Genomic DNA, 13,831 nt, shown 5'->3' with positions numbered 1-13,831 from the left:
TATATGTATACTGTGACTCATCATGATGTTCTATTGAACACTACACCAGATCCAACTCTCAAGGACTTCTTTAAACAAAAGGAGCGATTTGCTGACCTTATCAACTGTCTTCTTTTTCACGGACATACTGTACTGTGTGATGAAAATCTATCTCTCTATGACTCTAACAGTTCTACTGTTTTTGATCATAAGGCTATAGAAATGAGCGTTAACAAGGGAAGAGATATTATGATGAGAGTCAATCATAATGATTTGGCTCTACTGATTGGCCTTGAAAACCAACAGACAATTGATTATACTATGCCCTTTCGGATATTGGTTTATGATACGATTACATACAATCAGCAGTTGAACATACTCAATGATGCTGCTAGGAAGTCATTTCATCCACTACCAGTTACAACCTGTGTGCTTTACTATGGCGATAAAAAATGGATTCAGCCGCATACCCTCACAGAAATAATGAAGATACCCCATACATATAGGGATTTGATTAATGATTGGAATGGTCATATCTATGATATCAAGGATATTGACCTCAGCAAGTTAAGACAGCCAGATAATTATATGATGGTAAAAGCAGTACAGATATTTTATAGCTGGGATAAGAATATAGAGAGTCTAAGAGATATGATATTAACTAAGGAAGTTGCAGTTGTTGTAGCTACAATTATAGGTAACAAGAAATTCAGTATCAAAGTCCAGAAAGAAGAAAGCGAGGAGATAAATATGTGCACTGTATTTGATGAATATGTCAGAGAAAGAGAAATGAAAGGTGAAATTAAGGGAAAAGTTTCACTACTATTAACACAATTAAAAAGCAAGTTTGGAGTTTTATCTGATGAATTAATCATGAAATTAGAGACAAGTACAGCTGATGAACTTAATCAAGTGACACTGACTATACTCAATGCAAAAACTGAAGAAGATATATTAAAAACTTGGAGTTAAAAAAGTCTATTGTATTCAAACTCAATTGAATATCCAAATGTATTAAAAGTTCAGCATTTTTCATACAATTAAAATAAAAGCTGTACTTTTTTCCCAGAGTTCTTATGAACTCTTTTTTTTATTTCTTTTCTAAGTAAAATAGAAAGTACAAGGAGGAGAAATGAATGAATAAAAAAGATATTTTACAACAAGAACATGAACTTGTATTTGAATCATTTCAACATGCTTTTGGATTAAAATTTGGTTTAGAGTTAATCGATTATATTCAATCACATCAACTTAAAAGTGTAGGAGTTCGTATTGTTTATAAAGGGTTAGTTATATTTCAATATCTTATGGATGGAAAAAGTGAAGATATATGGCTCAAAAGAAAAGAACGAACAGTAATCGAGAGCGGTCATTCTTCATACTATACTTTTCTACATCAAGATCAGTATTCTACATGGATTGATAATGACAATTATACTCTTGGTGGAGGAGGGTTTCCAATTACTGAAAATCAACAAGTTGTTGGTGCTATTTGCATATCTGGCTTAAAACATGATGAAGATCATCAATTAATTGTAGAAATTTTAAGAAAATTATTAAAGGAGGATCATTTATGAAACTAGGAATACTTGGCACTGGAATGATTGTAAAGGACTTATTAACAACCATTCATGAATTGAAAATTGAGTCTATCTATATTCTAGGGACTCAGCAAACAGAAGAAGAAACAAAATCGCTTTGTGAACAATATCATCTAGATGGATATGATTTAAATTATGATGATTTGTTAAAACGTAATATTGATACTATTTATGTCGCTTTACCTAATCACTTACATTATACATTTGCTAAAAAAGCATTAGAAAATGGAAAACATGTGATTATTGAAAAACCTATTACTGCAAATACTTTTGAACTCAAAGAATTAATCAAGATTGCAAAAACAAAACACCTTTTCATGATGGAAGCTATGAATATACATTACCTTCCCGCCTACCAAACCTTAAAAGAAAATATTCATAGAATTGGTCAACCTAAAATTGTGAGTTTTAATTACAGTCAATATTCATCACGTTATGATGATTTTAAACAAAACAAGATTCATCCTGCTTTCGATTATCATAAAGCTGGTGGTGCATTAATGGACTTAAATGTCTATAACATACATGGAATTGTTGGATTATTTGGTAAACCAAAAAGAATTCAATACCTTGCAAACATTGAAAAACAGATTGATACAAGTGGTATATTAACATTAGATTATGGAAATTTTAAAGCAGTCAGTATTGGTGCTAAAGATTGTAAAGCGCCAGTTATGTTAACACTGCAAGGTGATCAAGGTGTTTTACGTATAGATACACCGATTAACCAACTCACAAAATTTGAATATATCAATAACCAAAATGAGAGTATAATTATCAATAAAGATGAAAACAAACATCGTCTTTTCTATGAATTCAAACAATTTATTAACATGATAGATTATCATGATGAAATGAAAGTCAATTATATGTTAGAAATTAGTTTCATAGTAAGTGAAATTATGCAGGAAGCAAGATTACAAGAAGGGATTGTATTTGATAATGATAAATAAACAAATGACAGTTGGATATATAGGCAATGGGAAAAGTGCAAATCGCTATCACATTCCGTTCGTTTTACAAAGACAGGATAAAATCAAAATCAAGATGATTTATACTCTTGATCATTCACGTGATATCTGGGATGAGATTCCTGGTGTTTTCTATACTGAAAATCTTGATGAATTATTAAATGATAAAGATATTCAAGTTATTGTTATTTCTACTCCATCAGCTTTTCATTATGATTATGCAAAAATGGTCCTTCATGCTGGCAATCATTGCGTTGTTGAAAAGCCTTTTGCTGATACCTATCAGCAGGCACAGGAAATCTTTGAACTCGCTAAACAAAAAAATCTGACTGTAGAATGTTATCAAAACCGTAGGTTCGATAGTGATTTTCTAACTGTCCAAAAAGTGATTGAATCTGGTAAATTAGGTGATTTATTAGAATTAGAGATGCATTTTGATTACTATCGACCACACATTCCAGAATCTGTTTATGAATTCAGCGCTATTAATTCCTATCTTTATGGACACGGCTGCCATACCCTTGATCAAGTGATTTCTTATTTTGGTAAACCAGACCATATTCATTATGATGTCCGTCAATTACTTGGTATTGGCAGAATGAATGATTACTTTGATTTGGATTTATACTATGGAACTTTGAAAGTTTCTGTAAAGTCTAGTTACTATCGCATTAAGGAAAGACCAAGTTTTGTTATTTATGGTAAGAAAGGTATGTTTATTAAAGAGAAAAAAGATAAACAAGAAGAACATTTAAAGTTGTTCTATATGCCTCATCACAATGATTTTGGTGTAGATTTACCCCATGAGTATGGAACTTTAACTTACTATGATGAAAACAACATTTATCATGAGGAGAAAGTCATCTCAGTAAATGGAGATTATGGTCGTTATTATGATGACTTGTATGAAACAATTATAAATAATGCAAAACCACTTGTCACACCTGAACAAACACTCTTACAAATTGAAATATTAGAAAAAGGCATCGTAGGTTTAAAATAAAATGTTATCAATATAGCCAGAGGTCGATTTGACTTCTGGCTATATTGATAGATATAATTATTGCACACACTTAATAATTCCCATTTTATAGGCATATAATAATAACTTTAATTGATTGATTCGCTGAATTAAATCTATTCCAATATCACTATCTTTCACTAATATTCTATGAATATATGTTTCAATATCATGAGATTGTGAATGAATATCACTATTGATATTTAAAACTCTATCCATTCCCTTAAATGGAGTATGGGATTTTAAACGTAAACCATGAGAATTAGAAATAAGAGTATATCCTGCAATGCCTGTTTCTTTTTGATATGCTTTACAAAATCCTCCATCTATAATAATGACTTTTCCATTTGCTCTTAAAGGTGTTTCATGACATTTAACAGGAGTGTGTCCATTAATAATATGAGATAATTTTATATTCATATGAAATTCCTCTAAAATAGATAAACAACATTCTTCCCTATTATAGAATTGATAATAGGGATTTCTTTTTTCCAACCACATTGACTGATCCTTGATAAAAAATCTTTCAAATGTTTTGAGTTGTCTTCCAGATAATGGTGAATCTATACTACTCCATAAATAAAACATAAAATCTATAGCTTCACTATCTTCATGAAAATATGCATTTCTTGCTTGTTGATCACAATAATCAAAAAAACTTTTTCCTTTATAAATTGTTCCATTTATTTTGATTTCTTTGAGATATCCTTGTTCGTTTAAAGGTACACACCCATGAAATAACAAAGTATTATTACTACACAAATACATACTTCCTTTCTGATAAAGAAACGAAACATGCTGTTGAAGTTTTTCGCTACTCATAAATTCTTTTTTTAGTTTTTGAATAATTGTATTTTCATATTCATTTAATTCATAGCGACAGTCTTCTTCAAAAATATCTTCTAAAATGTAATTCTTTGTTCCTAATTGTATTTGATTATTTTTAACAAGATGAAGCTTCAACTGTTCATTCATCTGATATTCTGGATGTTTTAGTATAAGAGCTGCTTCGGTTTTTAAAACCATAATTGATATCCACTGCATCATTGCCTGAAGACGCTTTAATTTTGGATATCTGCGTTTTGCATATCGTTCTAAAGATCGTAAGGAAATGGCATAAATGTTCTCTAGAATTTCTTCATTATGATAAACAAGACAGTTTCTTATCACTCTTGTTATACATGCTTCATTTCCACAAGCTGCTCCCATCCATAAAATATCATGATTTCCCCATTGAATATCTACATTATGATGTTTTATCAAAAGTTCAATAATTTTATCTGGTCTTGACCCTCGATCAAAAATATCTCCAACAATATGCAGTTTATCAACTGCCAATCTTTTAATTAATTGAGTCATCATTATTATAAAATCATGAGCCATGTCAACCGTTATAATACTCTCTATAATGTGATGTTGATATTCTTTTTGATAATGGCTATCATGATCTCTTTCATTAATCAATTCCTCTATAATATAATTCCAGCCTTCAGGAATTGCCTTTCTTACTTTAGAACGCGTATATTTTAAAGATAGTTTCTTGATTAAGATAATTAAATAACAAATATTTTGATGATACCAACTTTGATCCAATTTGCCATCTTTTTCAACTTTTTCCATCTTTTCATTTGGGTAATAAATGAGAGTTGCTAATTCTTCCATTTCATCTTTTGACAATTCACTGCTAAAATAATCTTTAATCTTTTCTTTAATTACTCCTGAGCAATTATTGATAATATGATGAAATGCCTCATATTCTCCATGCAAGTCAGACATGAAATGTTCAGTTCCTTTAGGTAAGTTTAAAATAGACTGTAAATTAATAATTTCACGACATACATCTTTGATTGTTGGAAACTGTTTAGATAAGAGTTCATAGTATTCTAAATCTTTTGCATCGAACTCAACATTCTTTAATTTTTTATCATTTATATACATATCTTCACCCCTTTCTTTTAAATAATAAAGGAAGACGTAACATCTTCCTTTATTATTTAATCAATTTGAATTGAATATGAGTATATGTTTGTACGTAACGATTGAACAATTTGAACATTTTTCTTTTCTTCAAAGATATCACTTTCATTTAAACATGTTGATAATCCCAGCCATGGTTCCAGTGCAATGAAAGAACCATGATTTTGAGAAGACCAAAGGATAAAATAAGGGAAATCTTTGAATTGAATTGTCACTTTATGAGATGATTTATGTGATGCTAGAGTGACTTGACGAGATTGAAGTTCATCAAATATAATCGCATCTTTTTCAAAGAGAGAATGTACTAAGGGAAGAACTTTTTCATGATGTAATAAGGGAGTTCGCTGCTGAATATCTATAAGTCCTGTTTCTGTTATTGGTAAAGGTATAGAACAATTCTCTTCTTTTTCAAATTCAATATAATAATCAGTATAATTCTCATTTTCTTGTAAAGGACAATTAAAACCAGGATGACCGCCAATAAAGAATGGCATATCATCATCACCAAAATTTTCAATAATATAACTCACTTGAATCAATTTCCCCATCAATTTATATTCAATCAATAGTCTAAATTTATAGGGGAAGGCTTTAAATAATTCATCATCTGTCATAATAGAAAATACAATACGATTCCATTCTTGACCCTCATAGTGAAAATCTCGTTTTCTCACCAAACCATGTCGTGGAATGTGTAATTCCTTACCATCTTTGGTGATAGCTTCATCATTTCTTAAACTACCACAAATAGGAAAGAGGACCGGTGCTTGTCCACTCCAATACTCTGGATTTCCTTGCCATAAATATTCAATTCCTAAAGGACTTTTAATAGATGAAAGTGTTCCACCTACTGAATTAAAAGTTAATGAGAGAAATTCATTTTCTAAATAATATTCCATAATATCACCTAGAAGGCCTTTCCAGCACTACCACAAACTTTAATCTTATCCATAACATATTTTTTGACTTCATCACGACCCTTAGAATTATATTTTTTAGGATCAATTGTATCTGGTGCATCATGTAAAACTTCATTTACACCTTTAGAAAATGCAATTCTTAGATCAGTGGCATAATTGACTTTACATATGCCACGACGAATACACTCTTTGACAACTTCATCAGGAACCCCTGATGTTCCATGTAAAACAAGTGGAATAGACACAACTTTTTGAATCTCACTTAATCTTTCTACATCAACTTTAGGTGTCCCTTTGTAAACCCCATGTGCAGTTCCTATAGCAACTGCTAAAGAGTCAACTCCTGTCTTTTCAACAAATTCAATTGCTTCTCGTGGATCAGTGTAAGGATTATCGTCACCACCATCTAAATCATCTTCTTTACCCCCAACTTTTCCTAACTCTGCTTCAACACAAACTCCAGATGGATGACAAGCATCTACTACTGCTTTACTAACTTTGATATTATCTTCAAATGATTCATGTGAACCATCAATCATAATTGATGTATATCCTGTTCTTAATGCTTGCATAGCTAATTCAAAACTATTTCCATGATCTAAATGCATAACAATAGGAACACTCGCTTTTTCAGCAGCTGTTTTTACATTGGCATAGAAATAAGCCAAATCTGCATACTTAACAGTTGATGGTGTTGTCTGTAAAATAACAGGAGATTGAAGTTCTTCAGCAGCTGCAACAACAGCTTGAACCATTTCCATATTTTCTACATTAAAAGCACCAATTGCATAACCACCCTTTTGTGCATCTAATAATAATTGTTTTGTTGTAACTAATGACATACATATTCCCCCTTTTCACATTCTTTTACTTTGACTTGCTGTAATATTTCTAGACATTGTGTTTCTTCAAAACTACCTGTCTCTGGTGAAAGTGCATTTGCTGTTGCAATAGCAATAGCAAATGCAAGTGCTTCTTTTGGTGTGTATTTTCTTTGCAAAGCAACTGCAAAGGCTGCAACCATAGAATCACCACACCCCACTGTGTTCACTGGTTTAATAACAGGTGGACGCGCACGCAAAACCTGATCTTTCATTACAAGTACTGCTCCGTCTGCCCCCAAAGAAACAACAACATATTGAATACCCATTTTAGCAATTTCTTGTGCATATTGAATGACTTCTTCAACTGTATTAATTTCAATACCAAACAAATTTTCCATCTCATTTTTATTAGGCTTAACCATAGTTGGTTTTGCTAATAACCCTTCTTTTAAAGACTCTCCACTACTATCAAGAATCACTTTTTTATGTTCATTTTTTATCATTTGAATTAATCTTTGATAAATATTGCATGGCAATCCCTTTGGCACGCTTCCAGAAATTGTCACGATATCACTTTTCTTGATAATATCCTGAAACAACTCTATAAAACACTTCTCCTCTTCAGGTGTAATCACACATCCTGGTTCTAGATATTCAGTTGAGCCATACTGGGGATCAAGAATATTAATACAACTTCTTGTCTCTCCAGATACATGTCCAAACTGATAAGCAATTCCATCGGTCGATAATAATGACTCTAGATATTGACCATTATATCCACCAACAAGTCCTGTAGCCAAAACATCTTCATGACATAATTTTATCACTCGAGCGACATTCAAACCTTTACCCCCTGCTGAATTTCGACAACGAGAAACTCTCATCACTTCACCATTACATATGGCTTCATCCATATAATAAGCCTTATCAATGGATGCATTAAGTGTTACTGTAGTAATCATAACCTTCTCCTATTTTTCACTATCAATTAAAATTTTTCCTTTGACAGTTCCTGGGGTTTTGAACTTCTCAAAAGCTTGAGCAATTTCACTCAAAGGTAATTTTTCATAAATAAATGAATCATCAAATTTTAAATCGCCTGTTTTAAAATAATGGGCAACTGCTTTCCATTCCTCTCCAGGAAATGGTGCACTATAAGACATCCATGATCCTGTTAAAATAAATTCCTTACGATTCATATTTTCCCATTCTTTTACTGTGAAAGACAGTTCTTTTGTTGGTGTTCCAACAAAACAAACTTCTGCTTTATTTGCTGCTAATTCAAAAGCCATTTTCATTGTTATTGTATTCCCAGCAGTTTCAAAGACATAATCATATCCATGACCATTTGTAAGCTCTATGGCATGTTCCATAAAATCATCGTGTAATGTGTTAATAGATCCCGTAGCCCCCAAGCGTTCTCCTAATTGCAAACGTTCATCTGATATATCAAATACAATAACTTCTTCTGCTCCAAATATTTTTGCCCATTGCATGACAAACATGCCAATCGTTCCACCTCCCAGAATTGCAACTTTTTTTCCACCTTTATAATTAACTCTCTGTAATCCATGTAAGGCAACTGTTGCTGGCTCAAAGAAAGCCCCCTGTTCAAAAGTCACTTCATCTTCAAACTTCACAGCATTTTTCTCTGGAGCAACAACATATTGAGCAAAACTTCCATTTTGTCTTGAACCAATAAAACTATAGTGCTTGCAAAGTGAATAGTTACCCTTTTGGCAATCTTCACATTCCATGCATGGAACAAGAGGAACGCCTGCAACTCTATCACCAACTTTTAAAGATGTAACGTTTTCACCAACTTTTGCAATTGTTCCTGAAAATTCATGTCCTAATACAATTGGAAAATTATGACAAGCACCCTCATTCACACGTGGAATATCAGAACCACATATACCTGTATATTTCACTTGAATTAAAACTTCCCCCGCTTTAGGCTCAGGTGTTATGACCTCTTCATAACGTATATCTTCTTTAGCATGTACTACTCCTGCTTTCATTTGATAACCCTCCTATTGATTTTCTAATTCTTTTGCTCTTTTCTTTGAACAACGAATTGTAAATAACCAGCAAATTACATAAATGACTGCAATGACAATCAATCCTGTCACATTTTGCAATGTAAATGTTTGAGTAAAAATATAAGTAATTGGACTTCCTCCTTGATCTAATGCAGCAACTAAATTTCCAGTACTTGTTGATCCTGTTGATGTTGCCAATGCTGTTAACCAAGGAATCGTTTGATTAGCAATCCAAATTGTCATAGTCATAATAGCAGTTCCAGATATTAATGATCTAAACAAATTACCTTTATGAACAGCTACAGCAATTGCTATAAAAAATCCAATTGTTGCTAAATCTCCAAATGGTAAAACTCTATTTCCTGGCACCAAAACTGCAATAAGTAATGTTAAAGGAATAAATAATAATCCTACTGTCACAACTTGAGGATCTCCCAACAAAACTGCTGGATCCATACCAATAAAGAACTCTGAATTTCCAAAATGTTTTGTTAATAAAACTTTAGCACGTTCTGTTAATGGCAATAGACCATCCATAATACATTTCACAATTTTAGGCATTAATACCATAACTGCTGACATTTTTATTCCTAATGGTAAAGCTGTTTGTACATCATAACCGGCTAAAAAACCAATCCCTGCTCCTAAAATGCCTCCAATAACAATTGGTTCTGCAAAAACACCAACTTTATCCTGTAAAGTATCAGCTGTTAAATCAATATCTCTTAGACCTGGAATTTTTTCAATAATTGCATCAATGACACAAGCAATTGGTCCCATATAAGCCGCTGTGCCATGTGGTACTGTTAAGCCATCTAGTTCAAAGTAATCTTGCATAAGTGGTGCCCATAAATCACCAAGTTTATAGGCTATCATAGCATGAACAATTACACCTACAATTCCAATCCAAAATTGTCCAGTCACTGCATATGCAATAGCTCCAGTAAAAGTCATATGCCAAATATTCCATATATCAATATTCACTGTCTTTGTCCACTTTAATAATAGCATAATAACATTTACCAATATTGCAATAGGTATCGCAACTGTTGCTATATTAGAAGCCCATGTTATTGGAGAGGCCCCAGGCCATCCAATATCAACAACGCTTAATGTTAAACCAAACCTTTGTGACATAGCTTGTGCTGCAGGTCCTAACTGTGCATTCATCATATCAACAATTAAACTCAAACCAACAAATCCAACTCCAATCATAAGTCCAGCTCGAATAGCCTTCCCAATCTTAATACCTAAACATATACTAATAACTGCAATCACAATTGGTAACATCACTGATGCTCCCATATCAATGATGTAGTTAATGGCATCACCAAATATTCCTAACATGTCTCATTTCCTCTCTTCTCTATTATTTGAGCACATCTAAAATAGCTTGCTCAGTTTTTTCAACATTGACTCCTGAGATAAATGGCATTCCTGTAATCAATGGAACTCCATAATCTTTTCTCACTTTTGATGTTGTGATAATTAAATCTGCTGGTAAATTAGAAGGAATTTCTGAAATTCTAATTTGACAAATTTCTACATCTATACCATTTTCTTTACATAATTCAACAACTTTATTTGCAGCAATTGTTGAAGTTGCAACTGCACCTCCACAAGCAACAATAATCTTTTTTTTCATAGTTCTTTCTCCTTCTTTTTAATAATTTCAATAATCTCTTGTTTTTCATGAACATTTAATAATTTCATTAAAACATCTGTATCCTGAATAATTGCTAAGATTCTTTGTAACTTTTCTAAATGTGCGCTTGGATCAACAACAGCTAACATAAAGATAAGCTGTACTTTCACAATGTCATCATCAGAACCCATCTGAATAAAATCAACTGGATTTTTTAATACTGCAATAGCAATTCCCGGTTTTTGGACATGTGTGACATCTGTATGCGGAATAGCTACTCCAATTCCATTCACATCTAAGCCAGTTGGAAATTCTGTTTCTCTTGTAATTAATGCATCAATATAACTTTTTTTCGCATAGTTTTCTTGAACAAGAGTACCTCCTACTTTCATCATAACATCTTTCCAGTCCGTAGCATCCACCTCATCAAAGATAATTGCTTTATCAAGTTCTTCCCAAATCACATCTTTTTCTCCTTCCAATTCTTAAAGATTTTCACCAGTGTTTTTCTTTACATACATATCGTACCATTAGACTATATATAAAAACAGTCAAAGATATTGCAAATATTTTGCAAGAAAATAAAACGGTTGAAATCACTTCACAACTTTGTGAAATCATTTCAACCATCTTGATCAAATTAATGAATATTCATATTTTTCACTAATATATGCAGCTTCATGTACATTTTTACATGTTTTCAGTGCTTCTTTAAACTCTTCATTTCTTAACATATTTACAAGGTTAAAGAAAGCCTTAAGATGCATTTTATGATCAACAGCACTTAAACAACAAACAAATTCAACTGGATCAAAATCATCTGCTCCAAAATGTACAGGATGCTTTAAACGTATTAAATTCATTCCTACTTTAACACTTCCTTGTTCCAATCCCTCATGTGGAACTGCAAAACCATCTGATAAAACAATGTAAGGCCCATTTTCTTCAATATTATGAATCATCGCATTAATATAACGTTCCTCAATATAACCATATTCTAATAATGGCAAAGCAGATAATCGTACCGCTTCTTGCCAAGTCACACATTCAACATCAAGTTGAATATGTGTTGAAGGTAATAAATGATGCAAATAAGGTGAAAATATTTCAGCATCTGCTTCAACAGATTGATGAAAGTAATCTCGAACAACCTTTCTCACAGCTTTCATCAATTCATCATGATGAACTGGTGCAATTTCATAAATTAGCGGACTTAGTTGATCAAGCAATCCTTTAGCTGATAACTCTGTTTCACCAATACGAGATGGTAAATGACGACTATTACGTAGTGCATCAATCTTATTTCCAACACGAATATAATCTTCATCATTTAATAATGGAGAAACTGTTATATAATCCACTTGACAATGAGGAAGAGGAACAGTAGAAATAATAACATCTACTTTTTTTGGATCAACGTTTTCTGCTTCATGAGCTGAAATGACATCAATAATCTGAAAATTAAAATGCTTTCTTAATTTTTCTATAAGTAATTGTGATGTTCCAATTCCTGCATGACAAGCAACAATTACATGGAATGCAACTTCTTTATTCTTTTTTCTCTCTAATGCTGCACAAATATGCACAGCAATATACCCAATTTCTATTTTATGAATTTCTCTACTCACATATTGCTTAATAATAGACAAATTCTGGTTAACTGCTTCTACAACATCTTGATTTTCCTCTAAAACTTCATCAATAATTGAACTTTCAGGATAATCAGGAGGCGTTGGTTTTAATACTGATTCTAAATGATTAGATAAGTTTTCAAAAAAATCATAATCATCATTGAGATTAATACCAAGGTCATAAGAAATATGTTCAATAAACTGTCTTGTAATTAACTGTATTTTAATAATTTTATTCTCTTTTGTCATTTGCTTCATATATTGTGAATCTACCAATAATTCACTTAAAAACTGGATTTCATTTTCTGTTGTATTGATATGACAATACTGTGAAACATATCTTAAAATATCTTGAGCCATAACATAATAATCATTATTTTTCATTTCACGATCTTCAAGATATTCACCCATCAAATGACGATTAATCATAATTCCTAAATAAAGAATAATCTTTTGAAATGATTCATCTGTCAAATAACTTTTATGTAGATGTTCTTGCTCACTTAAAACCTTTTGAATTGTTATTCTATTTCCAGCCTGTATACTAATATGACGTGAAACCATTGTATTCTCTTTTTTAGAATTTGCCAAACGCATTAAAAAAAGTCTTTTATCACTTTCTTTTCCTTCAACCCTTAAACCTTTATTTGGATGCGATGTCACTCCCAATCCGAAAGAATGAATATATTTTTTTATTTCATCAAGATCATTTATAATCGTTGCTCGACTCACAAACAAATGATCTGCAATTGTTGATAGAGTAATATACTTTGAACTATTCATTAATAATACAGATGCTACTGCAATTCTTTCTTCTTTAGAAAGTTTATAAGAATAAAGATCTTGCTCAGTTAAAAAATAGTTAATATTCGTAAAATTATCTTTTCTTTGAATTTGTCCACCAGCAATTAATTCCATTTCATCCAATTCATTATCTCTTAGTATATTATTAATAGATATTAAATCATTTCGAATTGTTCTTTGAGAAACATTGTATTTTTGGGATAAATCATCAATAGTTATATTTTTTTGTATCTCACATAAATCTTTTATAATAGATATTATTCTTTGATTCATTCATATCACCCTCAATTCTTTTTTATTATATCAATAAAATAAACTATTTTCACTAAGAGCCTCTATTACATTTCGATTGTTTTTCACAATATGATTTGCATTTTTTCTATAAAAGATATTTAATTCTCATTAACTACCTCTTG

General features: G+C 31.6%; 13 protein-coding genes. 4 read left to right on the top strand and 9 right to left on the bottom strand.

What is annotated here, in order from left to right; genetic code table 11:
• The first annotated feature begins 3 nt into the window (after window positions 1-3).
• The 4 genes from GQF29_RS12250 (at window position 4) to GQF29_RS12235 (ending at window position 3,554) form a co-directional block, all read left to right on the top strand.
• Window positions 4-951, top strand: a complete 948-nt coding sequence (locus tag GQF29_RS12250) for an Rpn family recombination-promoting nuclease/putative transposase (RefSeq protein WP_008787645.1) — start codon at window positions 4-6, stop codon at window positions 949-951.
• Between the two features lie 164 nt (window positions 952-1,115).
• Window positions 1,116-1,556, top strand: coding sequence for a heme-binding protein (locus tag GQF29_RS12245; protein ID WP_008787644.1), 441 nt, complete (start codon window positions 1,116-1,118; stop codon window positions 1,554-1,556).
• Complete coding sequence (locus GQF29_RS12240; RefSeq protein ID WP_008787643.1) at window positions 1,553-2,533, top strand: Gfo/Idh/MocA family protein; 981 nt, start codon at window positions 1,553-1,555, stop codon at window positions 2,531-2,533. The genes GQF29_RS12245 and GQF29_RS12240 overlap by 4 nt, the downstream gene beginning before the upstream one ends.
• Entirely contained in the window at window positions 2,523-3,554 is a 1,032-nt protein-coding gene (locus GQF29_RS12235; protein ID WP_017143881.1) for a Gfo/Idh/MocA family oxidoreductase, read from the top strand. Before GQF29_RS12240 ends, GQF29_RS12235 begins: the two co-directional genes overlap by 11 nt.
• Window positions 3,555-3,611: 57 nt before the next feature.
• Here the strand turns inward: GQF29_RS12235 and GQF29_RS12230 are convergent, their stop codons facing one another.
• From GQF29_RS12230 to GQF29_RS12190, 9 genes are all read right to left on the bottom strand, one after another.
• Window positions 3,612-5,510 carry a fructose-bisphosphatase class III gene (locus GQF29_RS12230; protein WP_008787641.1) on the bottom strand — a complete coding sequence of 633 codons (1,899 nt, stop codon included), beginning with the start codon at window positions 5,508-5,510 and terminating at the stop codon, window positions 3,612-3,614.
• 56 nt (window positions 5,511-5,566) lie between these two features.
• Complete coding sequence (locus GQF29_RS12225) at window positions 5,567-6,448, bottom strand: aldose 1-epimerase family protein (RefSeq protein WP_008787640.1); 882 nt, start codon at window positions 6,446-6,448, stop codon at window positions 5,567-5,569.
• Window positions 6,449-6,456: 8 nt separating this feature from the next.
• Window positions 6,457-7,311: a class II fructose-1,6-bisphosphate aldolase gene (gene fba, locus GQF29_RS12220; protein ID WP_008787639.1), complete on the bottom strand. Its 855-nt coding sequence runs from the start codon at window positions 7,309-7,311 to the stop codon at window positions 6,457-6,459.
• Window positions 7,302-8,255, bottom strand: a complete 954-nt coding sequence (gene pfkB, locus GQF29_RS12215; RefSeq protein ID WP_008787638.1) for a 1-phosphofructokinase — start codon at window positions 8,253-8,255, stop codon at window positions 7,302-7,304. Before pfkB ends, fba begins: the two co-directional genes overlap by 10 nt.
• A gap of 9 nt (window positions 8,256-8,264) precedes the next feature.
• Window positions 8,265-9,314: a galactitol-1-phosphate 5-dehydrogenase gene (locus tag GQF29_RS12210; RefSeq protein ID WP_008787637.1), complete on the bottom strand. Its 1,050-nt coding sequence runs from the start codon at window positions 9,312-9,314 to the stop codon at window positions 8,265-8,267.
• Between the two features lie 12 nt (window positions 9,315-9,326).
• Window positions 9,327-10,682 (bottom strand): PTS galactitol transporter subunit IIC, encoded by a 1,356-nt coding sequence (locus tag GQF29_RS12205; protein ID WP_008787636.1) that lies wholly within the window; start codon window positions 10,680-10,682, stop codon window positions 9,327-9,329.
• Window positions 10,683-10,704: 22 nt separating this feature from the next.
• Entirely contained in the window at window positions 10,705-10,980 is a 276-nt protein-coding gene (gatB, locus tag GQF29_RS12200; protein WP_008787635.1) for a PTS galactitol transporter subunit IIB, read from the bottom strand.
• Window positions 10,977-11,444, bottom strand: coding sequence for a PTS sugar transporter subunit IIA (locus GQF29_RS12195; RefSeq protein WP_008787634.1), 468 nt, complete (start codon window positions 11,442-11,444; stop codon window positions 10,977-10,979). Before GQF29_RS12195 ends, gatB begins: the two co-directional genes overlap by 4 nt.
• 171 nt (window positions 11,445-11,615) lie before the next feature.
• The gene (locus tag GQF29_RS12190) at window positions 11,616-13,688 is read right to left on the bottom strand and encodes a BglG family transcription antiterminator (protein ID WP_008787633.1); all 2,073 of its coding nucleotides are present in this window, start codon (window positions 13,686-13,688) and stop codon (window positions 11,616-11,618) included.
• Between the last annotated feature and the right edge of the window lie 143 nt (window positions 13,689-13,831).

Source organism: Coprobacillus cateniformis (genome assembly GCF_009767585.1).
Classification (GTDB): Bacteria; Bacillota_I; Bacilli_A; order Erysipelotrichales; family Coprobacillaceae; genus Coprobacillus; species Coprobacillus cateniformis.
The sequence above is the reverse complement of the archived record's forward strand: the minus strand, read 5'-3'. Positions and strand labels throughout refer to the sequence as shown.